Origin of the sequence: Bradyrhizobium sp. URHA0013 (assembly GCF_000518345.1) — a bacterium.
GTDB lineage: Bacteria > Pseudomonadota > Alphaproteobacteria > Rhizobiales > Xanthobacteraceae > Bradyrhizobium.
On record NZ_JADK01000017.1, the window covers coordinates 1 to 21,698 of the forward strand.

Here is a 21,698-nt window from a genome sequence, read left to right on the forward strand (position 1 = left end):
GCTCTACGAGCGCACGTCCATCGTCGTCACCACCAATCTCGCGTTCGGTGAATGGCCCAGCGTGTTCGGCGACGCCAAAATGACCACCGCGCTTCTCGATCGCCTGACCCACCATTGCGACATCGTCGAGACCGGCAACGACAGCTGGCGCTTCAAAAGCCGCGACGACGATCACGCAACCCGCGCTCGCACCGTCTCCGCAACCCCGACCAGCTCCGACGGTGCGAGCGCTACCGCCAAAACCCGCCGCTCGAAGGGGTCAAAATTGGACGCCGATACAGGGTCAAATTTGAACGCCGATTGACAGCAACGGCTCGCGCGTGCGGGTCTTCGCTGATCCCATGCAAAAAATCTTTAAGGAAGCCAACCCTTACTCCTGGGATGACCTAGTTGGAGCCGCTGACCGCATTGAAGAACTTGATCATCCGCACCGCTGGACCGACGGCTGTCCAGAACTTGGAAAGTGGACGTTGGCAGCGAGAAACGCTCTGAAGGCAGGCGCTAAGGTTGACCTACGTACCGCGCCGCCCAGCGTGAAAATTGTAGATGCGATCAACATTGCCCAGAAAAATCTCGACTATCGTCTTGGTTCAAATGATCGCCGTGCTGTCGATGCTTTTGAGAAATGCCAATCTTCGCTGCTTGTTTTGACGCGCTATAACGAGACCGCACGTACGCTAAGGAGCTTCTTTGATCGGCGCATCTTGCTGTGGGAAGGCTACACGCGTTCGGCGTTGGAGGTCTTTGTTCAGCAACTAGAGAAAGTCACTGCGCCTGAAGAGGTAGCTGTAGCCATCATGAAATTCATGGAGGCGGTTGCCGTAGGCTTCAGCCTCTCAGAATTCGGAAAACGGCTTGAGGACGAAATAGCCTACCGCTGCTCAAAGAACACGCGAGGCAAGCCGGCGATGATCCAGGAGCTTGCGAGACTCGTGCTCGAATCCCCCGATCACAAGGGCGCCGCCAAAATGCTTACTCGCCTGCATGAATTCACGCAATCAGAGCCTCACTTCAAGAACGTCAAGTTGGATTGCCATCGCGAGTTCTGGGACGCCGTCCGCATAGGCCGGTTTGATAACCCAACTGATGGTTTGGCTGATCTGGCTCATCGGCGCGCTTACGCCCGCCCGCAGCCACCCGAACGGGCGATCAGCACCATTCACAAGGCGAAAGGTCTAGAATGCGAGAGCGTGATCGTAATGCCGTGCGACGCAAAGTCGTTTCCGGACACGGCAGAAGCGCGTTGCCTGCTGTATGTTGCACTCAGTCGCGCAAAGAGCGAACTCATGCTTGTCCTATCCCCTGTCAAACCCAGTCCGCTTTTCATTCGCTGAGGTGCAATTCGATGACAAAAGTGCCCACCCCAGATCGAGAAATGATGAATACGCCCGAGGCTGTCCTGGAGGCTCCTTCGACCTTCGCGGCATGCCTGAATGCACATGGGCTTTACAACACGCTACAATTTGTCCTTCGGCTAAGCCCCCGGATCCATCAAATACTCGATGCCATTCCCTCGGGAGTCTACACTACAGGTGAGCTGGATCGTGAGGCTATTCCGCAATCAGGTAGAGCGTCTCGATCATGCCTTGCGAAACAGCGGGCTCCTTATCAAGGGCGGTGGTGACGCGAGAGCGGATTGGAAGGCGTTGGCCGCCGAGCTGGGGGGAGGGTTCTTTGCCGAGGTTAACCAGACCGGCATTGCTGCCGAATTGATTGCACAACCTCCCCGCAGCGTAGAGCGCAGAAGATCTGCGCAGGCCGGACGGAGTCCGGTCGGGCCGCCAGATGGTCAACCCCAGAACACGCGCTTGAGCGGCGTGCTGGCACTGATGAAGAACCCTTGGAATTTTGCCGACAAGACGGGCCTCTCGGGATTTGGCTCGTGGCGGCAGTATCTGCCTGGTTTGCGAAGCAATCCACGCAAGTGCTGAGGTCCGGCAAATGTTTGCACTGCCAATTTGAAAGGCTTCGTCAAGGAATTTCGGGCGACCCTCAGGGTGGGCCTGAACCAAATGCTCGGATTTTAGGCCCGCTATAGGGTCAATTTCTAAATGGCGCCGGTCAATTTCTAAATGGCGCTCCATCCCGAAGAAATCTGTCCAGGGACAATTTGCTGACCCGGCCGGATGGGGCGGCCCATCGACGCTTCAGGTATTGGCCGACCTCAAGCGCGAAACGATGCCTTCTCGCGAGCCATCCGTGTTTGAGGAAGGTTGCCAGCCCGTTTTCGAGCGGTCGGGTGTAGGATGCGCTATAGTATCTAAATACCGCAAGCGCGCTCAATCGCGGCAAATCGCTGGATAGTCATGCAAAGCAGCTGGCGTCTTGCCGAGAGCCCGCGTTGAATCGTGACTGGAGAGGTCCCTTATATGTCGGGCGAGGAGGTCTGCATCTTTGAATAGTGGATCGTGTCATATTAGATTTGGGGTTGTGCAGAAGAGGAAAGGCTATACCGCCCTTGCGCGCTTCGCCTATCAAACAAACGGCTATGTCAATGACGGGGGTCGGCGCGCCGATTACGGGAAATATCGCGGCGATCACGACGGAGGATTGATACTTTTACCCCACGGCGCCTCCGAGGAATTCGCCGACTTGGGCAACTTCATCATGGCGGCGTCGGCGAGAGACGTTCGGTCCGACGCACAGTGCGGCAGGACGATAGATTTCGCGCTGCCCAGAGAATTACTCCGGGAGCTTTTGCGGCCCGTCGCAGCATTTGTTTTGGCCCAATTTGCGGTCGAGGGAATGGCCGCTCGATTGGACATCGAGTACCCGGTCGCCTCGGACGGGGACTACAATCCCCACTGCCACGCCTGGGTCTCCCAGCGAGGCCTCGAGGCCGATGGTTTCGGCAACAAGCGTCCGGAGTGGGACCGACAGTTCCTGCGGGATAAGTCGCGATATGCGCGGGCACTTATAGCAGGGCGCCTGACGCTGGCCTGCGCATTGCTCGGTGTCGCGGCGTACGTTGATCCTCGAAGAAACGAGGAGAGGGGGCGGCCTCAGCCTGAGGAGCGGGTTCCAACCCAATTTTGGCGCATGCGCGACCGCGGGGTCTATGTCCCGGGGCTCGAGAAATTGATCGATACCCGCCGGGAAAATAAGCCGGTTAAGGCCGGCCGGCGCTCGGAATTGGAGTTCAGCGACAAACTCCAATCGGTCACGGTCAGGAATGCCGTTAGCCAACGCCATCCGCCGAGCGATGAAGTGCGGCAGTCCCGAATTAATTTCGTCGTGCCGTTTGCGGTGGAGGAGGGAGCCGAAGTACGCGTGACCAAAGAGGACAAACCCGAGATCGTGCTGACGACACGCGACGGCTCAGTCGTTTTCGACGGCGCGATATTGAGCTTCGAGGGAGTAGCGGGGACGGCGCGAGCACGGCTGATTGTCAAACTGGCGCGAGCTTTGGATTGGCCAGCAGTCGTTGTGGAAGGGAACGCCCAATCCACCGACCAAATTATTACGGCGGGCGTGATTTTAGGCGTGACCGCTATCAATACCTGCGCGAGCGAAGATGCTTTGAAGCTAATCAACAATCAGTTTGGCCACTTGCTTGCTGACACAGTACGTCCGTTGGATCCGTTGGCGGTCGTCGACCAGCTCCTCGCGGCGTACGTTCCGCCTGCGAAAGTCGAGCCTGTGGACCCATCTTCGGTAGGGCCGCAGAGTTCCGAGCCGGCGTCCGACCCTGAAATGCGTGAAACACTTGAGCCTTCCTTCGACGAGGAGAGTAGGTGGCAGGACGACGTACCCTGGCAAGACGAACTTGATCATGCTGAGTTTGACGACGAGGCGGAGCCAGAGACTGATCCCAATTTCGACTATGACGAGGAGCCCGAGCCGGACCCCGGTGATGCCTAGAAAAGAAGAGCGGCTGCCGGGCTCGGTTCGGGGAAATTGGGCTGTGCAGCGGCCGCAATTTCGAATCTTGTCGGCAACCGCGACTAGGACCCCCTTTCACAAGCGTCCGCTTTAGGTTGCTACGCCGCCGACGGGGCGCGCGGGGCGCCGACCGGAGCTCGTGAACGGTAGACGGTTTTATGCGCCGCTACGCGGCGGCTCGGTGTGATTAGGATGGCGCCGGTTTGCGGCGGCTGAAAAGCTGGAAGAACAGATGCGCCGCAAAGTAGCGGCAGGTGGTCGAGCGCATCGACATCCGCAGCTTTGGCTTCTCTGCAAGCGCGAGCAGTTTCTCGTCCAGGCGCTGGGCGCCGTGCGCCTTCGCCAGCGCCGTCGCCATGGTGAACTGGACCGTATAACCGGCCACGATCGCCTCTCGGCTGAGAATCATCGATGCGTCTTAACCGACAACTGGCCCGCCATTGATCAAAACGACGGCGGTCCGCTTAAACGATGTGGACGCCCTCACTCGGCAAATCCAACGAAGACGCACTTCCGCGTGCTCAATGAGGAGATCGCGGCACTTCTGTTGGCGGCAGTTGCCACTTCGAAATTCTCCTTTATCCAAAACATGGCTAAAGGGCAGATGTCCGATATCGTGCAATAAGAGCCAAGCGACAGCGCGCCGGAGCGTCGTCATTCACAGCGGACCCGCCGTCCTCTTGGCTGCGCCCGACTGCAACCGTTACTGCGGGATGCGCTTCGGGCGTCCGACGCGGGGCTGCTGCTGCCTGGCCTGATCCCCCGCGGCATACAATCGATCAACGAAAGCGCGATCCTCGAACATAGTGGTGATAGTGCTGACCAGTGCGATGACGTCGTGCTCATCGCGCAAGACGGGAGTCCAGCCTGCGTTGCTAACGGCCTTGACAAAATCCCGCGCCAGCGCGCCGCGAGCCGCTTCGAGCTGCTGTTCGGCTTCCTGCAGCGATCGCTGATAGCTGTGAGACATCCTTACATTCCCCTCCATTTCCATTTGCGGGCCAATCCCGCAATCCAGATATTTTAAGTGGAGGAGCGGCTGTCAAGTCGCGCAATTGAGATTCCATCGGCATGTAGTTGGCGTTGCTTCAAGGACCGATATTCTCGCTATCCACTACGGGAAGGCAGCGCCTATATCTCTCAACCCGGTTTAGCGTCGCATTCCATTCGATACGTATCTCACTAGAAATTCTGAAACGAAGCTCGGAAGACCTTACTGCGTGGTTGGGCAAGAGGCAGCAGTTAACACGATTTAACGATGTTCTGTCGTAAGGCTTGTGTCTCGATGGGCACGGCTTACTCTTGACGTGTCCGCCGCTCCTGAGAGTGGTTGTGCAGCCCGTGGAGAGGCTGCCGGACCTCCGTACCCGAGGCCACTTTGTGGTGAAGGCGTGAAGGCTTCTCCATCGACGACTTAGCCTTCTCTCGGGATTGCCTCGCGCACGCCATGAAAATCCTCTGAAAACGACGCCTCTGAGGCGTCAATCGACGCGCAGCATTGTCCTTGCGCGATGCGATTGGCGTCGTGGTGGCCTAGCATAGGGAGACTAGTCTTCGGACTAGTCCTGCGAATGACCGTGCATGCCGACGCCGAGGAAGCATCTGGACCTGGTCCCGACACCTTTGACCAAGGGGCGGGATCTGACGCCTGTGACGAAACCCAATTTGACGAGAAAGTTGCCGAACTGGGCCTTGAACCGATAAAGGCCTACGTCCGCGTCGCTCGCGGGAAGAAGGAAATCTCCGAAGCGGCTGAGGCCAAACGAAAGTACCGCGCCCAGGGGTTCGAGCAATACGTTGTCGAGGTTCCTAAGGAGGCGAAGGACGCCGTCTACGAGGTTGCACAGGCATTCGTCGCCGACAAGACCAACAGCAAGAATGTCCGCTCTACCGTCCTGTCAGTCGCCTCAAGCGAGACTCTGCTCGAGCTGGTCCAATTCTTTATCGATTCGGGAGTCGACGCCTCGTCAATCATCGAGCTGATCAGGCGCGGGGATTTGGCCAAGACGGCCGCGATCCGTGCGGCTCGGCCTGCGCTGCTTGACGACATCGCCGGCCTGGCGAAGACCCATGAGCACTTTTTCTCTGTTCTGGATTGCCTCGTCCGCCATGCGGGGGATATCTCGGACGCTTCTGCCAAGGGCTTGTTGGAGGCGGCCATCGCCGCGTCCGGCTGTCCCGAGGCTCTGCGCTTCATCGAAGTTCGCCAGCGTGGTGGCCTCCGTGCTCGATTGCTGGGCTGGGCGCTTGGAGGTGTGCGCTAATAGGGAAGAAGTGTGGCCGCCCCAGGTTTATCGACGGCGTTGCTTTACCGGACCCCAGGGTAGGACTAGTCGTGAGACTAGTCCTCCCTCTAGTCAGACTAGTAGTAGGATTAGTCCTGCGGCTCCTGAGACTAGTGTTAGAGACTAGCCGTTTATGGTACTTCGCGATTCAATTTATGATCACGTCGTTGTTGAGGCCAACATGGGTCGGCGCGTTTGCGACTCAACCGCTAGATCCGCTTGAAAATCGATCGAGCGACGTGATCGCTCGAACCGCGATCTGGACGTCTTCCCTCTGAAAAACGTCCTTCCGGACATAGTCGAACTCGGCTTCGGTGAAGTCGGCGTCCGCATCGACGTATCGCTGGGGCTGCATTTGCGCAATGGAGACGTTTGTTTCGGGCCGCGCGCGTTTGAGGCCGCCTTTCCTTCAGCGGTTCTGCTCCAGCTCACCGCCGGCCGTGGTGCTCACGGCAATTGTTTTCTACAAGAAAGATCGCTGGCCTGAAGTCCGGTTCCGTGATGCGCCTTTCCGGATCTCGCGGACAGGCTTCCCACCCGATCACCGACTTTCTGAACGTCGCTCAGCATCCGATCCGAGTAGCGTTCGTAGGCGGTCAACTTGACATAAGAGATATCGGGATTCGGTTTTCTGTAGACGCGCTCCCGAAGGAAGGCGATCTCCGCCACGACGTCTTCTTCGCCAAGCTCGACGAACCAGCATTTCGGTCTATCGGGCGAGCCGGGATGCCATCTGTACCCTCGTTGCTTAAGAACTTCCCGTGCGGCGAACGGGGTGTCGCCGGCCAAGATGCGTGCGGTCGTCCTCCGCGCCGACGCGAGCAGCGTCGCGAACGCCGCCGAGCTGCTCCTCGGCAGCTTCCGTCGGAGGATCTCGATGCCGGCGTAGCAGTCGTCCGCGGCCCTGTGCGAATCGAAGAAGAACCCAAAGCCGGCGGCGATCTGTCCTAGCTTCGCTCCTTCGAACCCCTCGGCGGACCAGTCGATCTCCTTGAGCGAGCAGGCCCAGGGCTTGTCTCTGAATACGGGCCAAATTCGCTCGCAAAAGGTTCGGTCGAACGCGCAGTTGTGTGCGACGACAACGGCGCACTCGCGTGCGGCGGCGTCGACGGTGGCGGCGTCGATCGACGTGCCCTTCACGGCGGCGTCGGTAATGCCCGTAAGGCGCGACACGGCCTCGGGGATGGGAAAACCGGGATCGCGCAAGCCTGAGTAGGCTTGGCCGACCCAGACGATCTCGCCGTCGGCGCGGTAGCCGAATGGCACCATGGCGAGCTCGATGACAGTATCTTTGCCTGCGTCGAGCCCGGTCGTTTCCACGTCGACGAACAGCCCCCGTCGAAAAAGGTCGGCCGGCACCGGAGTGGGGGCGGGCTCCGCCAGCCGCCTCAGAACCCGAAACCGGCCCGAGGATTCGAGCAAGGCAGCGATCTCCTCCAGATCGCAGTCGCCTATGTCGATCGGAAAATGCTGGCTCATCACCGAATCCTCGACCTTGCGAGGAGATCGGCGACAGCGAGCCCGTCGATGCGGCGCGCTTGCAGCAGGATCTTCACGATCTCTTCGAGTACGGGACGATGCGCGGTCAGCTTGGCGAGACAACTCTCGGCCGCCTTCTGAAGTTCTTCGTGCGCCGCTCGTCTGACTTCGGGATAACTCATGAGCTCCTCGGTGTCGTCGTGCGATCCGAAGAACAGCAGCGGTACAGGACCGGCCAGCCCTAGCGAGCCGACCATAGCGGTGGCGGTGGCGGTCAGGAGGTGGATATCCGATCCGCGGCGTCCGCCGGCGCCGTGCGAATGTTCGGACAGCAGCAAGCTCTCCGCGGTGCGTCCTGCGATCAGAGTTTCCAGCCGAAGACGATAGTCCGAGTAGGTACCTGCGAACGGCGGAGACTTGGTGCGCACCGTGGCGCCCCCGCGCTGGCCGACGGCCGCGATGTTCGCTAATACGTTCTCCGGCGCGCCGAAATTGAGCACGTCCATGAGGATGTGGCCGGCTTCGTGGATCGCGACCCGCCGTTGCGTATCGAAGTCGCGGTCCTCCTCGGGCGAGACTACGGCGCGCAGGTCCGACAACATCAGATCTCGCGAGGCATGGCGCGCAATGCGCAGCGCATCCTTGACGATGCGTTCGACGTCGGCGCCCGTGCTACCGAGCGACAGCATGCAGATCTCCTGGAGATCGTCGTGGACGAGCCGCCCGCCGAGCCTGTAGCGATACATCTTATCCAGATCGTTCAGGTCGGGCAGACCGATCCTGATGATGCGGTTCAACCGACCTGAACGGAGGATCGCGGGGTCGCATCTGCTGAGATCGTTAGACGCTCCGAGCAGAATGAGGCCCTCGCGACTCGACGTCGCGCCTTCGCGGCCGCTCGAGATTCCGTCTAGCTCGGAAATGAGCCCGTTCACACAGGCCGTAACGTAGTCCGCGTGAGAATGACGCAACTTGGATCTGTCGGCGAAAGAATCGCATTCGTCGATGAAAACGAGAACGGGCCGGGGCTTTGCCCTAGCGGCGGCGAAGAAATTGGTCATTTCGCGCAGGAAGTGGCCAAGGTGGCCTTCGCCTGCACCCTGGAATTGGCTGTGCGAGCAAGAAGCCACCTCGAGCTCGATGCCCTGTTCGGCGGCCGAGCGTTGCATGGCCAGGGGGAGCGTCGTCTTGCCTACGCCGGGCGGTCCCACCAGGCACGCGCCGGCGTCGATCGCCGACCAGGGCATACCGGCTTTCCACATTTTCAGATCCGTGATTACCGATTTTGCCCAGCTCACCGCCTCGTTCATGCCGTGCAGGTCGTCGAGCGAGATGGCCCGAACCGACGCCGGCGCCCGCTTCAGGCCGACGAGGCGTTTCAGCTGGGCGAGGCATTCCTCAGGCGACCGGTCGAACCGGATGCCGATTGAAAGATCGGTGGCAGTGAGCAAGCGCGCGGCATCCTCCTCCAGCAATTCGCGACAAGGTTTGCCGGTGACCACGCGGATCGCCAGCGCAACGACGCGAGCATCGATGGGCGGCAACACGAGCCTGATCGGGTCCGACTTCAGCACCACGGCCGGCAGGTGCGATTCCGCATCGGGCGAGATCGAGACGAACGGAAGCCCCAGGCACAGAGCGGAGAGTGCCTCCTTCTCGAAATCGCTCGTGTCCGTGGTCTTGCGGGGCTTCGTCATGGTCAGGCAGACCATGTCGAAATCTTCCCGCCGGCCCAAGTTGCCGGTACCCATCACCCGCACGCCGTCCGGAAAGAGGACCTTCTGCCAGTTGCCGATTACGACCTGCAGCAGGTCGCGCTCGGCGACGTCGATGGCGACCACCGGCGCCGCGAGCTTCAGCCCATCGAGCGCGTCTTTACGACCGTCGAACAGACGGGCGAGGAGGAGGCGCGCCGCGACTTTGGCGGCGGTCACCGGGTATGCAGGACCGGGCGCGAGCCTGTCGGGAAGCGTCTCCACTTCGTCGTCATCGAGCAGCTCGATGGCGTGGCGGCGGCTGAGTTGCGAGAACGACAGCCGGTCCGAAGCCGTCGACGGCGCCATCCTTCGGCCCTTGCGCCCATTCTTCGGAGGCGTTCCACGCCGTTTTATCGCCTTCAGGAAGGTGGCGCGCAGCCTGAATTGCGCAGCGTCCCGCCAGTCGTCCCGATAGACCTCGAACTCCAGCGGACCCATGCCCGCGACGTCCTTGGACGGCGTCGTGTCGTCGGAGGCGGCGACGCTGTCCGGCGCCACGGCGATCTTCGGCAGGGTAGGAGACATCGTCAGGTCATCACCTTGGGGTTCGGCTGAGGTTGAGGTCGGTGTTGTTCGCCGGCGATGGCCAACGACTTGCAGCCGACGCCGGCCGTGTCGAAGTCACCGACGACGAGAACGGGGAGGCGCTGGTCGCGAAGCCTGCTGACGCTCAGGTGTCGTGTTCCTTGCGGGGCGGCGCGGACCGCTTGAGGCAGACAGCATGTTCGCCACCAGCCACGAGGTGGCGAGCTGCTTGCGCAGCCGGGCCGGGAGCGGCATCTGCCGAAGCTTGACGGAGAGCACGAGCGCCGCGGCGGGGTCGTCGAAGGCGCAGGCCAACAACACGGTCATGGCCAAGTCGACCTTGATGCCGATGAAGTCGGGCGACTTGCAGTCGATCACCATGGCGATGGCGGCAGCAGAGTCGGCCGCGATCGCGCGGCGCCACTCCGTGGTGGTCGTCTCGCGCACGAATGCCGTCACCTCCGCCTTGAAGGCGGCGTCGAACTCCTCGGCGGGGACGCTCCGCCAGTAGCTCAGCACGCGGCGCCGTCCGGAGCCGTGGCGGCGGGCCGGATCGTGCCGTTCGTTGTCGTACTGCTTCAGGTCAGCCTCCATCGATCGCGCAGCGGACTGCGCGTTCGTTGCGATTGATGATGATGCGCGGATCGTTCTTGAGAAGATCCACGGCGGGCCGTGCCATGCCTCGCCGGGCCACGCCCCGGCACGGGGAGCTATTTGACCAATTCTTCCACCTGGAAGCGGCCGAACTCGGGGGTGTAGTCGCCGAGGCCGTACAAGCCGGCCATGCGGTAGAACGCGACGATATCCTCGCGGTCGAGGAGAGAGGGCAGGAAGGTGCCGTGGATGACGGCGCTCCAGCCGTCGAACATGGGGCGGGTCCTGACGGTGAGTGAGCCGCTGCTGCGGATGCGGACCGTCGCCCGGTGGCGAAAGCGCTCGTCCTTCCACAGTTCGGCAGCGGTCTTGGGGCCGTCGTACTGCAACAGGGCAGCGCCGTCGGCGCGGAAGCCGGCTTTGGTGGTGTTGCCCATCCTGGTCGCCTTGGCGCCGTCCACGCACACGGCCTTGAGCATGTTGGCCGGCAGGCACGGGGCGCCGTTGTGCAGGTACAGCGAACCGTGGAATTCCAGTTCGGCGATCCTCAGATGGTCGGCCTCGGTCTTCTTACCCCGCTTGTTGGTCGCCGCATCGATCTGCTTGGCGATGGGATCGAGGGGGTCGCCGAGGCGCGAATTGTGCATCAGCATGGGGCCGATGCCGATCAGACGGAGGGCGATGGATTCGGTGCTCATGTCTAGATTTCCAAGGGGGTGCGGTAGTCGAAGAGAGCGGGCGGCGGCGGCGCCGCCGGCGTCGGCGGCGGCGGCTTGAAGGGCGACCGCGCGTACTTGCGGAAGCGCTCCATGCCGGTGACGCCGAGGTGGCAGGGATGGCAGAGGGTCGTCAGGTCCTCGGCGAGTTCGCAGCGGAAGTTTCTGTAGGTGCGGTGGTGCACCTCCAGCCTCGCCTCCCGGCGCGAGGCGAAGCACAGCCGGCACCGGTGCCCGGATGCCTCGAGCTCGGCCAAGCGGGCCGGGCTGGTTTGCCAGGCGGCGCTGCTGATGTAGCGTCCGTACGCCGATGCGCGATCGGCGGCGGATTCGGCAGGGGCCTCGGAGCACATGGTGGAGATGGGCGTGTCGTCGGCGGAAATGGCCTGCGCGGGGGTGATCGGCTGCGGCTGGCCGTCGGGGTCGGGGAAGGTCATCAAGGTCCTCGTTCTTTGCGTTGATGGGACCGTAGCACCACTGATGCACAAGTGCACCAGGAACGTACAATAATGGTTAACGGAAGGCAAATTGCGTCTGCGCGCGTTTGGCTGGGGATCTCTCAGGCTGAACTTGCGCTCGCCTCCAAGGTGGCGAAGCGAACGATCGCGCACATCGAGAATGGCGGTCGCATTCCCCACGACCGTACTCTCAAGGCACTGGTCGATTGTCTGCAGGAGATGGGCGTCGAGTTTCTGATGGACGAACACAACGCCGAGCGGGGGGTCGGCATCCGCGTAAGGGAGGCCAAGCTGCATCCTTTGATCAAGGAAAACCGCGACGAGGCGCCTGCGTGACCTTTGCGGGTTGAGGCGCAAGCACGCTGCCGCCAACGAACTCCTTGTATGCATCGCCTGGCGGCGAAGTGTCGTCGAAAATTCAGCTCGAACACAAAGCCGGAGCACTCGGTTCGATTGCCGGGGCCGAGGTCAAGCGGGCCGCTCCGGACGGGTACACGGTGCTTTTTACGACGTCTGGCGCGATGTCGGTGAATCGTGTGCTGATCAAGGATCTCGCCTATGACACCGATAAAGACTTTCAGCTGGTCTCGGCTATGCCCACGGGCGAACTACCGTCGCGAGGCCCAACAAAAAAATGGCCCCCAGCTCACTGGGCAATGGGACGGTGGAGCGGGGGCCAATCGCAATCACCCTTAGGAGAGGGTGCTGGGAAAAGTTGGCAATCGGAGAGGTGTTCCTATCGGCAGGCCGCCTGGGTGGAGGTACGGTGATCCAGAACGTCGCATTGACCGTTCAGGGAGATGTGGGGGGCGGGGATCAATCGCCTTCGTCACGGCCCGAGACTCTGCGCACGGTCACGGCGTCCTGAGACATCGCGCCAGCCTGCACCCGTTCGGGCGAAACATGGATTGCAGCGTCATCAGTCCTGTAACTCGGCATCTCCTGGACCGCGCTGATCGGGCCATCGAGGAGAGTGTCCGGCTCCGGCACCTCAATGCCGAGATCAGGCACCAGGTACAAATCATGCGCTTCGAACTGGAACGGCAGCGCGCGCGGTCCTGCGCCAAGTAAGCCCGGCCGGTGCGCGGGAACGCCCGTTGGCTTCAGTTGTTCGGGACCTGGACGAGATCAATTCAGGGAGCCGGCCCCATGGGGATCGAGCGGATGCATCCGCCTCGGTATTGGCGAGCGAAAGCGGAGGAGTTCCGGGCCAAGTCCGACAACGCAGAACACCCCCCCCTGAAGGAAACGCTGCGGGACATCGCCAAGACCTATGATGAGCTGGCCCGCCGCGCCGAACAAACCCGCACGGTCCATGATTTCAGCAAGCAGCCGTAGCTGGCCCAGGCAAGACGCGGTCTGGCGTCCTCAGCGCCGCGCGTAGTGGATCGCGCCGCCGTGGGAACTTAGGTCCACTTTGTAACTTATCCGGTTGCCCCAACGGCGAGGCCTTCTAGATGACCGACGAGTTTAAAAACGAAGTCTGTCCAGCTACACGCCACACCCGATCAAGCCCTGCAATCACTGCGGCCGAAAGCCGGACCTCGCGGTGAAGATGCTAAATACCCAGACCGGCGGATCGTTCGCATGTTCAAGTGCCAGAGAGGAGAACAAACCTGGACCGAGGATAAGCAGTAAGACCGCCTCGGTTTGCGGCCTCCTTCATCCGGTTGTCCACACCCACGACACCCAGTGCTCGGCATCGTTCGGACCTCCTACGCATCGACAATTTGCCAGCGGTGCCTGGCGGCGCTTTGATGCCGGCATGGACTCCGTCCGCATCCGCAAACACGAAGCTGTGCCCCAATGCGGCAGCTATGAAGTCTGCTTCGACGATGGCCGGCCGAGCGTCTATTTCTACTGGGACGATGTCGCCGGACGGCGGCTCGGGCCTGACCGGCTGACCGGCGCGGAAGCACTTGAGCGGGCGCGCGCGCTCGCGAGAGCCGAACGCGACGCGGCGACCCAAAAAGCCGGCCCCGCAGGGGGATGAACCCTTGAGGCCGTAGTTTACTACGCTGCTCCGAGACACTGCCCGGAGCTAAGAAAAGAACGCCACCCGATTGCCGGTTGTTCCCGACTTGCAAAACGAGGCACCGGAACGATTCGAGGAGACGTGACTCGAATCCCTGTGTGTTGCGTCGTGGAGTTTGTCAGTGGCGTCGCAGCGTAAGAAGCCCGCGCCGATCGGCGAGAAGGCACCGTATCCCGGCTTCATCGACCCGCTTCTCGCCGAGATGGTCGAGCGGGTCCCGCGCGGGGACCGCTGGCTGCACGAGATCAAGTACGACGGCTACCGCGCCCAGCTCCACATCGTCAACGGCGGCATCAAGGTCTTCACTAGGCGCGGTCACGACTGGACCAAGCGCTTCCGCAAGATCGCGACCGACGCCGACTTGATCGGCGTCGGGTCCGTGATCATCGATGGCGAAATCGTCGTTCCTGGCGAAGGCGGCAAGACCGACTTCTCGATGCTCCAGAACAGCCTCAGGGGGACCGCCGAGAACATCGTCATGGTCGCCTTCGATATGCTGTACCTGAACGGCCGGGACCTCCGGAGAGTGCCGCTCGTCTACCGCAAGGCCCTCCTGAAGCCGGTGATCGCGGGCACCGCGATCGAGTACAGCGACCACTTCGAGATCGACGGTGCCGAGCTGTACCGGCGCGCCTGCGATGCCGGGCTGGAGGGCATCGTCTCCAAGGTCGCCGGCTCGCCTTACGCAAGCGGGCGCGGCGACTACTGGGTCAAGACCACCTGCGCCCACCGCGAGACGCTGGCCATCGCCGGCTTCGCTCTGGACGGCAGCAAGTGGGACGGCATCTTTGTCGGCCGGCAGGAGGGCGACGAGTTCGTCTACGCCGGCAAGGTCGACCACGGCTTCGACAAGGAGCCCGAGACCGAGCTGCGGAAGCTCCTGAAGCCGCTGATCAGGAAGACGCAGCCCTACACGAAGCGGGTGTCGCACAAGGGCTTTTGTGTCGAGCCGAAGCTGCTCGCCGAGGTCGAGTATCGGGGCAAGTCTGCCGAGGGCAAGGTCCGGCATCCATCCTTCAAGGGCATCCGGGAGGACCTGTGATGGTGCGCCTCACGCCAGCCGAGCAGATCGAGCAGAGCTACGACCTGGCCATGATCGCACTCGCCGACTATCTGACGCGCGACTGCGATGCCGAGACCACGGTCGATCGGCTGCTCCGCATCCTCGATCGTGACAGCGTTCGCGACACCATCACCGAAGTTCTGGTCGATGCGCGGGTGCATCCACGGCCGAGGGCGGTGACCGATGAATTGCGCCTGCGAAAACACTGGTTGGGTATGCGAAGCCCATCCAGACCGCTCTTGAGATGGGCCGCACGCCTGCGGCTGCGGCGCGGCCGGGGACCCTTGCCCCCACTGTAATGCTTCCTCGGAAGCCCACCCACCGCGACCGCCAGTCGGATTTCGGTTCAGCTTCGGCCCATTGACGGATTTGGCCCGGTTCTTCCGGAAGAGGTAGGCGGCGAGTTCTTGGAGCCGCTTCTGGCAAGAGCGTGGTCCGCATCCTGGACCGCGACAGCTTCCGGGAGGCCTTGGTCGAGGTCCTGGTCGATGCGCGGGTGCATCCGAGGCCGAGGGCGGATGTGCCGGAATAGTCCGTCTTGCGATTCGCTGCCGGCATAAGCCCCGGCAGGACGTTGAGCCGTTAACGGTTTCATGCGACGGTCGGCGCGGCCGTACGGGTAGCGGGCCGCCCCCAGGACTGTTAGCCGACTGCAATGGAAGCCATTATAACACCAGAAGTTCTACGCTGGGCGATCGAGCGGTCGAAGCTCGCGCCAGAGGACGTTGCGGGAAGAGTCGGTGTGAAATCGGACCGACTAGACGCATGGGGGAGCGGCGAGGCGAAACCGACATTCAAGCAAGCGCAGAACCTCGCGAACATTCTTCGAGTCCCATTCGGTTACCTGTTCCTGAACAAGCCGCCGGCCGAGCAGTTCGCGCTGCCCGATCTGCGGACTGTGGGCAGTGCCGAGTTGCGGCGGCCGAGCATCGACTTCAACGACTTGGTCAACGACATCATCCGGAAGTACGAGTGGTACCGTGACTACCGACAACAGGAAGCGGCCGAGCCGCTCCGCTTCGTGGGCGCTTTTACGGTTCGCGACAGGCCCAGCGCAGTCGCTCGTGATATCGCGGACGTGCTCAAGATCGATGAAGCGATGCGGGCGGAGGCGAGGAGCTGGGAGGATTTCCTCCGCATGTTCATCCGCCAGGCCGAGGCAGCCGGCATCATGGTCATGCGCAGCGGGATCGTTGGCAACAACACGCATCGCGCGCTGTCCGTCGATGAATTCCGTGGCTTTGCTATCGCCGATAAGGTCGCGCCGCTCGTATTCATAAACGGACGGGACGCGAGAGCCGCACAGATATTCACGCTGGCGCACGAGGTGGCGCACCTCTGGGTCGGCGCCACCGGGATATCGAACGTCGATCTCGCACCTAGCCAGCGGCAGGAGGCACAGACCGAACGGTTCTGCAACGCGGTCGCCGCCGAGGTGCTGGTGCCCGAGGAAAGCCTCCGCCAACACTGGAACTACGCAGTCGATATCGACGCCAACATCGGTCACTTGGTGCGCCGGTACCGCGTGAGTTCGCTGGTGGTGTTGCGGCGCGCGGCCGAACTTCTCAACGTCAACCCTGAGGAGATCAACGCGATTTATCGCCGCGACTTGGCGCGCTTCCGCCAGCGGGACAGCGGCGGTGATGAAGGTGGTGGCGATTTCTACGTCACCCTACGCTCGCGCAACGGCGCCCTATTCACAAGCGCGGTGATCAACGCGACGTTTGAGGGCCACACGCTTTATCGGGACGCGGCGCGTCTGCTCGGCATCAAGGTCCCGCTGTTACGGGCGGTGGCCGATAAGCTTGAGCTGCGGTGATCCATGCCGAAGCCGTACTGCCTCGATAGCAACATCTTCATCCAAGCGCAGCAAGGCCCCTATGCCATGGACATTGTCCCGGGCTTTTGGAAGTGGCTCGACAAGGAATCGGACGCCGGCCGGATCATCTCGTGTCGCACCGTATACGAGGAGATGGTCGGGTTCGGTGATGAGCTGGCCACCTGGGTGAAGGACCGCGACGGCTCGCCGTTTTTCATGCCGCCCGACGCGGCCGTCCAAGGGGCATTCGGCCCGATCGCGGGCTACGTCGTGAACACCTACCCGCAGCACAACGCGAGCGAATTCCTCAAGGGCGCCGACCCCTGGCTGATCGCCCGAGCGCAGACGCACGGGATGATCGTCGCGACCGGCGAGCAGTTGGTGGACCCGACATCAACTAAGCCAAAGATCCCAAATGTGTGCAAGCAATTCGGCGTCGAGTACATGGGCCCATACGAGATGCTGCGGCAGCTAGGGGCGAAGTTCGATATGTGAAGGTCGCGCTGGCGGCGGTCGTCAGGCGACGCTGAAGGTATAGCGCTGCACGCGGACGATGCCGGCGTGCGTCACCATCATCGGCACAGTCGATCCTTTCATGATCACCGCATTTGGTGATGGCCGTGGGGAAGCAGCCGCTGTCCGTCAGGCTCAGCAGTGAGCTTGTAGCCGAGCTCGCTCGGGAGCGTCGAGCTCGGCAACACCTCAAGTGCTACCGCTCGCTCACCTGGCACACTCGTCAACCGGGCCCCCTTATCCATGACCATCTTGTTGAGCGCGTCGAACAGCTCCTTGCGGCTCCTGATCTCGAACTGCTCGCCGGGGACATGCCTGGCCGACGACGTGCTCATGGGATGATGACCTCGGCATCGTTTACGAGCGCGATGACGGCGTCGCAATAGTCCTGCAGACCCTGCCGGATGCTCGCCGGGTCGCGGTTCGGCCCGGCGCGCTGCCATGAGCGGAGCCGGACAACGACCAAAGCATGAAGATATTTGATCTCGGCGAGGGGCGCGGTCGATAGGCGGGTATGGGCATCAGTGCGAAGTAAAGTGGGCGCTGCCGGCGGCCTTCTCACCGCGCTGGCGTCGGACGACGTCAACGATGTCGGTCAGGGTCATGGTCCCGATCTCGATGGGCTGGGAACCTGACGAGCGAAAGGGAGCGCGGGACTGCGCTCCCCATGGGATGAGGCTAAGAGGCTGCAGCGACACCTTGCCCGACGACGCGCTCAGGATCGTTGCTCCTGGCCCTGACAAGGAAAACAAACTGGCTCCGGCCATAACCAATACGAGATAGCTCTGCGTCTCAATGCCGCGTCCGGAACGTTCATCGGTGCCGCCGCTTGCGCTTCATTTTAAGCGGACGGCGTTTTCTTGTGGCGTTCCTCGATCTTGCGGCGTTTCGCCGGTGCCAGCAGGCAAGAGTACGGCCCCAGCGGGGGCTGAAGGCTGGAGCCTCCATTGCCGTTGTGGTCTGCTGGCACATCGCATGCCGACAGCTGCGCTACTACTGCGCAGCTCGATCGGCCCGGACCGTAGCGCTGTGCGATCCGGACCGATCCGCGTCGTGCGCGCGGATCTAGCTGCAGCTTAGCGGCAACGGCTGCCCGGGATCCAGCTCATACCAATCGTAGCAATCCGGATAGACGCCGTAGGATCCATATCCGGGGCGGTAGCGGTCATAGCGGTGAAACGCGTGCTGGCGGAGGCCGCCAGTTGCGGCATGGCCCTCGAAGCCGAGATGCTCGCCGCCGAACCGGGCATCGCCACCGAATCCGCCCTCATGCCCCATGCCGCCGAAATGCGCGCCGCCGGCAAAGCCCGCATGTCCGCCGCCGAAGCCGCCGCCGCCGAAGCCGCTGTGGCCACCACCGCCGTGCGCGTTGGCCGCGCCGATGGCGAGCGTCGAGGCAAGCGCTGCTGTTGCCAGAATCATGATGGCTCGTTTCATGGGAAACTCCTCTTGTGTTGAGCCCGGTCGTCGCTGAAGCCCGCCTCCGCGTCGTGCGCGAGAGCCCGCCGATGGCTGAGCGAGTAATGCAACAGAGGTAGGAGCGCTGCGCGGGAGTCCAACTGAATTCGGCGTCAGAAATCAGGCATGCCGCGCGCGAAGGTGATTCCGCCGCGCGGTGGCGGCAAGCGCAAAGGGAGCGGGCTGAATGGATCAGCCCGCTCCCTGTCATGCGAGGTGCGGCGGCCGGCGGCGTCATCCGCACGGACGTGTTGGCGCGATTAGAAGCTCCCGGTGCCGGGCTCGCAAGGCACGTTGTTGCCGGTCCACGGCGCCGTGGCGAAGGCGCCGACGCGCGGCGCCGGAACGCAGCCACGTTCGCCCTGATAGACCGGCGCGCTCGTCGCGACCGTGTCGGCCTCCATCGCGGGCTGCCGCACGACGCGGTGATGCTCGCGCGCCATCACGGGTCCGCCGAGCATCGCGGCCGCAATCAGTCCCATCGACAACAGTTTGGACGTGGTCATTCGCTCTCTCCTTTGATGACATCAGGCCGACCAAGCCGGCTGCTCATCGAAGTGGGTGCGATCAGGCACGATTCAAATGCACGAATTGCTCACCGCAATTCAACGGCCCGTGAGCCGATGTAACGTCGCACCACGATCGTGCGAATCCATAACATCCGTTGTCACCTGGACGACCAAGGATGCGTCGAGCGCATATGTTCGATGCAGCGTAGTTCGAAGCGGAGCACTGAAGATGATCACGACATTGGCAACACGCATCGCCCGTGCACTGGCGCTGCTGGCGCGGCGCGCAACCCGCATCATGAACTGCAATTTAATGGCGCCCCATGCGCCGCGAGCCTATCTCGTACCGCAGCGAGTGGCCGGCAACGGGCGGCATCAAGGCCGCGCGTTCGACGCGCGCGGGCATCGAACATGACCCAGCGCGTCGCCGAGCCCACGCGCCCCTACCGCGCGCCGAGACGCCGCGCGGAACGTGGAGCGAGGATCATGAACCGGATTCTCCTGATCGAGGACGACGCCGAGACCGCCGAGGCGATCGTCGCGGAGCTTGCCGATCGCGGGTTCGAGGTGCATTGGGCCGCCGACGGCGTCGACGGCCTCGACCGCGCGCGCGCGTCGAGCCCCGATGCCATGATCGTCGATCGCATGCTGCCGGGAATGGACGGGCTCACCGTCATCGAGGCGCTGCGCAACGACCAGGTCAGGACGCCCGTCCTGGTCCTGAGCGCGCTCGGCGCGGTGGACGACCGCGTGCGGGGATTGCGCATGGGCGGAGATGATTACCTGACAAAGCCGTTCGCGATCATCGAGCTGGTCGCGCGGATCGAGGCGTTGCTGCGCCGTCCGATCGACAGCCGCGAAACCATCCTGCATGTCGGACCGCTCGAGCTCGATCTGATCGAGCGGACCGCGCGACGCGGCGAACGCCGGCTCGAGCTGCTGCCGCGGGAATTCCGCCTGCTCGAATACATGATGCGCCGGAACGACCAGGTGCTGACGCGTGCGATGCTGCTGGAGGAGGTCTGGAACTACAAGTTCGTTCCGGCGACCACGAACCTGATCGACGTGCATATGGGCCGGCTTCGTCACAAGGTCGACGGCCCCGGAGAGGTGACGCTCATCCACAACGTCCGAGGCTCCGGCTTCGTCCTGCGTTCACGGCAATAGGGACCGGCGATGCGTCAGATCCAGCTGATCCGCTCCAGCACGTTCCTCTGGGCCCTGGCCATGGCGGCCGGCTTCGCGCTGTTCGTGGTCGGCCTGTTCGCATTCATCTACTGGGAGCTCGATGACTACCTGATCGCGCGCTCCGATCGCATGATCACCACCCAGATCAACTTCATCGCAGACCTGTCGCCGGCCCACCGCATCAGCGCGATCGCGGATCATCTCGATCAGGATTCCAGGGGCGTGCAATATGCTGGACTGTTCGATGCCGCGGGCACCCGCCTGGCCGGCAACATCGACCGCGTGCCGCGCGAGCTCGGGCTCGACGGCGCGGTGCAGGGCGTGCGACTCGATCTCATCAAGCAGCCGGCGCTGCACGATCCCGTCGTCAGGGTGGTCGGCAAGCGCCTCGATGGCGGCGATGTCCTGTTGGTCGGACGGAATGTCGACGAGACGCGCGAGATCTCGACTGTGGTGGGGCAGGCGCTGGCCCTGGGCCTGCTGCCGGCCTTCAGCCTCTGCCTGCTGGCCGGTGCCTGGCTCAGCGTCCGCGCCCAGAGGCGCGTGGAGGAGGTGAACCAGCGGGTCCAGCGCATCGTGGCCGGCGAGCTGCGCGAGCGGCTCCCGCAGGACGGGACGGACGATCCGTTCGCGCGGCTGGCCGGGATCGTCAACGGCATGCTCGACGAGATGGAGACGATGATCAACGCGCTCGCCGGCGTCGGCAACGACATCGCCCATGATCTCAGGACGCCGCTCACGCGCGTCCGCCTGGCGCTGGAGCGCGGGCGCGCGCATGCGGCTACGCTGGAGGAGCTGCAGGAGATTACCGACAAGGCCATCGCCGGCATCGACCAGTCGCTCGCGATCGTCACCGCCCTGCTGCGCCTGACCGAGATCGAGAACAACCGCCGCATGGCGGGCTTTGGCGAGGTCGCGCTCGACGAGATCCTGCGCGAGGTGTGCGACGTCTACGAACCCATCGCCGAGGACAAGCGCGTGGGGCTCAGTGTGGTCATCGAGCGCGATGTGCTTGTGTGGGGCGACCGCGACCTGCTGTTCGAGGCGGTCGCCAATCTCGTCGACAATGCCGTCAAGTTCACGCCGTCAGGCGGGCGGGTGGAGCTCGCCCTGGAAGCGGACGACGACACGGCGCTCGTATGCGTCAGCGATACCGGTCCCGGCATCAGCGAGCAGGAACGCGAAGCGGTGCTGCGGCGGTTCTACCGCTCGGACAAGATGCGCAACACGCCGGGCGTCGGCCTCGGACTGAGCCTGGTCGCCGCCATCGTCAAGCTGCACGGCTTTCGGCTGATCGTCGGTCCGGCCCCCGGAGGGCGGATCGAGATCCTGGCCTGGACCGGACGGACGGGCAAGGCCGCCAGGCGCCGGTCGCGGACATTGCTGCACGCAAACGCAGACCAGATGGGGTGAGCCA

General features: G+C 62.8%; 26 protein-coding genes. 16 read left to right on the forward strand and 10 right to left on the reverse strand.

The window, feature by feature from the left end; translation table 11 throughout:
* From N551_RS0119815 to N551_RS0119830, 4 genes are all read left to right on the forward strand, one after another.
* The coding region (locus tag N551_RS0119815) for an ATP-binding protein (protein WP_027568379.1) at positions 1–304 on the forward strand (304 nt) is incomplete at its 5' end.
* 37 nt (positions 305–341) lie between these two features.
* A complete protein-coding gene (locus N551_RS35965; protein ID WP_155809829.1) occupies positions 342–1,334 on the forward strand; it encodes an ATP-binding domain-containing protein in 993 nt (330 codons plus the stop codon).
* A gap of 198 nt (positions 1,335–1,532) precedes the next feature.
* Complete coding sequence (locus tag N551_RS38210) at positions 1,533–1,931, forward strand: hypothetical protein (RefSeq protein ID WP_155809830.1); 399 nt, start codon at positions 1,533–1,535, stop codon at positions 1,929–1,931.
* 499 nt (positions 1,932–2,430) lie between these two features.
* Positions 2,431–3,861, forward strand: coding sequence for a MobA/MobL family protein (locus N551_RS0119830; protein ID WP_027568380.1), 1,431 nt, complete (start codon positions 2,431–2,433; stop codon positions 3,859–3,861).
* Between the two features lie 208 nt (positions 3,862–4,069).
* On the opposite strand, the gene N551_RS0119835 is transcribed toward N551_RS0119830, so the two are convergent.
* Complete coding sequence (locus N551_RS0119835) at positions 4,070–4,291, reverse strand: hypothetical protein (protein ID WP_027568381.1); 222 nt, start codon at positions 4,289–4,291, stop codon at positions 4,070–4,072.
* Between the two features lie 294 nt (positions 4,292–4,585).
* On the reverse strand, positions 4,586–4,876 hold the full coding sequence (locus N551_RS0119845; RefSeq protein WP_027568382.1) for a hypothetical protein: 291 nt from the start codon (positions 4,874–4,876) through the stop codon (positions 4,586–4,588).
* A 577-nt stretch (positions 4,877–5,453) separates the two neighbouring features.
* On the opposite strand from N551_RS0119845, the gene N551_RS0119850 reads away from it, so the two are divergent.
* Positions 5,454–6,146, forward strand: a complete 693-nt coding sequence (locus N551_RS0119850; RefSeq protein ID WP_245287823.1) for a hypothetical protein — start codon at positions 5,454–5,456, stop codon at positions 6,144–6,146.
* Between the two features lie 468 nt (positions 6,147–6,614).
* Here N551_RS0119850 and N551_RS35970 read toward each other — a convergent pair whose 3' ends face one another.
* The 5 genes from N551_RS35970 to N551_RS36675 form a co-directional block, all read right to left on the reverse strand.
* Positions 6,615–7,646 carry a 3'-5' exonuclease gene (locus N551_RS35970; protein ID WP_081747910.1) on the reverse strand — a complete coding sequence of 344 codons (1,032 nt, stop codon included), beginning with the start codon at positions 7,644–7,646 and terminating at the stop codon, positions 6,615–6,617.
* A complete protein-coding gene (locus N551_RS0119865) occupies positions 7,646–9,928 on the reverse strand; it encodes an AAA family ATPase (RefSeq protein WP_027568384.1) in 2,283 nt (760 codons plus the stop codon). The genes N551_RS35970 and N551_RS0119865 overlap by 1 nt, the downstream gene beginning before the upstream one ends.
* A 96-nt stretch (positions 9,929–10,024) precedes the next feature.
* Positions 10,025–10,522: a hypothetical protein gene (locus N551_RS0119870; RefSeq protein WP_027568385.1), complete on the reverse strand. Its 498-nt coding sequence runs from the start codon at positions 10,520–10,522 to the stop codon at positions 10,025–10,027.
* Positions 10,523–10,638: 116 nt separating this feature from the next.
* Positions 10,639–11,220 carry a hypothetical protein gene (locus tag N551_RS0119880; RefSeq protein WP_027568386.1) on the reverse strand — a complete coding sequence of 194 codons (582 nt, stop codon included), beginning with the start codon at positions 11,218–11,220 and terminating at the stop codon, positions 10,639–10,641.
* A 2-nt stretch (positions 11,221–11,222) separates the two neighbouring features.
* Entirely contained in the window at positions 11,223–11,675 is a 453-nt protein-coding gene (locus N551_RS36675) for a hypothetical protein (protein WP_051462862.1), read from the reverse strand.
* Between the two features lie 72 nt (positions 11,676–11,747).
* Here N551_RS36675 and N551_RS35980 point away from each other — a divergent pair, with 72 nt between their 5' ends.
* The 8 genes from N551_RS35980 to N551_RS0119925 all read left to right on the forward strand — a co-directional run bounded on the left by N551_RS35980 (position 11,748) and on the right by N551_RS0119925 (position 17,108).
* On the forward strand, positions 11,748–12,032 hold the full coding sequence (locus N551_RS35980) for a helix-turn-helix transcriptional regulator (protein WP_081747911.1): 285 nt from the start codon (positions 11,748–11,750) through the stop codon (positions 12,030–12,032).
* A 68-nt stretch (positions 12,033–12,100) separates the two neighbouring features.
* Positions 12,101–12,466: a tripartite tricarboxylate transporter substrate-binding protein gene (locus N551_RS39725; protein ID WP_371180075.1), complete on the forward strand. Its 366-nt coding sequence runs from the start codon at positions 12,101–12,103 to the stop codon at positions 12,464–12,466.
* A 379-nt stretch (positions 12,467–12,845) separates the two neighbouring features.
* Complete coding sequence (locus N551_RS35985; RefSeq protein ID WP_035961632.1) at positions 12,846–13,034, forward strand: hypothetical protein; 189 nt, start codon at positions 12,846–12,848, stop codon at positions 13,032–13,034.
* 427 nt (positions 13,035–13,461) lie between these two features.
* A complete protein-coding gene (locus N551_RS0119905) occupies positions 13,462–13,689 on the forward strand; it encodes a hypothetical protein (RefSeq protein WP_027568388.1) in 228 nt (75 codons plus the stop codon).
* Between the two features lie 163 nt (positions 13,690–13,852).
* Positions 13,853–14,773, forward strand: coding sequence for a non-homologous end-joining DNA ligase (ligD, locus tag N551_RS0119910; RefSeq protein ID WP_027568389.1), 921 nt, complete (start codon positions 13,853–13,855; stop codon positions 14,771–14,773).
* Entirely contained in the window at positions 14,773–15,093 is a 321-nt protein-coding gene (locus tag N551_RS35990) for a hypothetical protein (protein ID WP_245287824.1), read from the forward strand. The genes ligD and N551_RS35990 overlap by 1 nt, the downstream gene beginning before the upstream one ends.
* 356 nt (positions 15,094–15,449) lie before the next feature.
* The gene (locus N551_RS0119920) at positions 15,450–16,613 is read left to right on the forward strand and encodes an XRE family transcriptional regulator (RefSeq protein ID WP_027568390.1); all 1,164 of its coding nucleotides are present in this window, start codon (positions 15,450–15,452) and stop codon (positions 16,611–16,613) included.
* Positions 16,614–16,616: 3 nt separating this feature from the next.
* Complete coding sequence (locus N551_RS0119925) at positions 16,617–17,108, forward strand: DUF4411 family protein (RefSeq protein WP_027568391.1); 492 nt, start codon at positions 16,617–16,619, stop codon at positions 17,106–17,108.
* A 104-nt stretch (positions 17,109–17,212) separates the two neighbouring features.
* Here N551_RS0119925 and N551_RS0119935 read toward each other — a convergent pair whose 3' ends face one another.
* The 3 genes from N551_RS0119935 to N551_RS0119955 all read right to left on the reverse strand — a co-directional run bounded on the left by N551_RS0119935 (position 17,213) and on the right by N551_RS0119955 (position 19,090).
* On the reverse strand, positions 17,213–17,461 hold the full coding sequence (locus N551_RS0119935) for a hypothetical protein (RefSeq protein ID WP_027568392.1): 249 nt from the start codon (positions 17,459–17,461) through the stop codon (positions 17,213–17,215).
* 730 nt (positions 17,462–18,191) lie between these two features.
* Complete coding sequence (locus N551_RS0119950; RefSeq protein WP_027568394.1) at positions 18,192–18,563, reverse strand: hypothetical protein; 372 nt, start codon at positions 18,561–18,563, stop codon at positions 18,192–18,194.
* 281 nt (positions 18,564–18,844) lie between these two features.
* Positions 18,845–19,090 carry a hypothetical protein gene (locus N551_RS0119955; RefSeq protein ID WP_027568395.1) on the reverse strand — a complete coding sequence of 82 codons (246 nt, stop codon included), beginning with the start codon at positions 19,088–19,090 and terminating at the stop codon, positions 18,845–18,847.
* Between the two features lie 232 nt (positions 19,091–19,322).
* Here N551_RS0119955 and N551_RS38910 point away from each other — a divergent pair, with 232 nt between their 5' ends.
* The 3 genes from N551_RS38910 to N551_RS0119965 all read left to right on the forward strand — a co-directional run bounded on the left by N551_RS38910 (position 19,323) and on the right by N551_RS0119965 (position 21,694).
* The gene (locus N551_RS38910; RefSeq protein ID WP_081747913.1) at positions 19,323–19,508 is read left to right on the forward strand and encodes a hypothetical protein; all 186 of its coding nucleotides are present in this window, start codon (positions 19,323–19,325) and stop codon (positions 19,506–19,508) included.
* Positions 19,509–19,579: 71 nt separating this feature from the next.
* Entirely contained in the window at positions 19,580–20,260 is a 681-nt protein-coding gene (locus tag N551_RS0119960) for a response regulator transcription factor (protein ID WP_027568396.1), read from the forward strand.
* Between the two features lie 9 nt (positions 20,261–20,269).
* The gene (locus N551_RS0119965; RefSeq protein ID WP_027568397.1) at positions 20,270–21,694 is read left to right on the forward strand and encodes an ATP-binding protein; all 1,425 of its coding nucleotides are present in this window, start codon (positions 20,270–20,272) and stop codon (positions 21,692–21,694) included.
* The last annotated feature ends 4 nt before the right edge of the window (positions 21,695–21,698 follow it).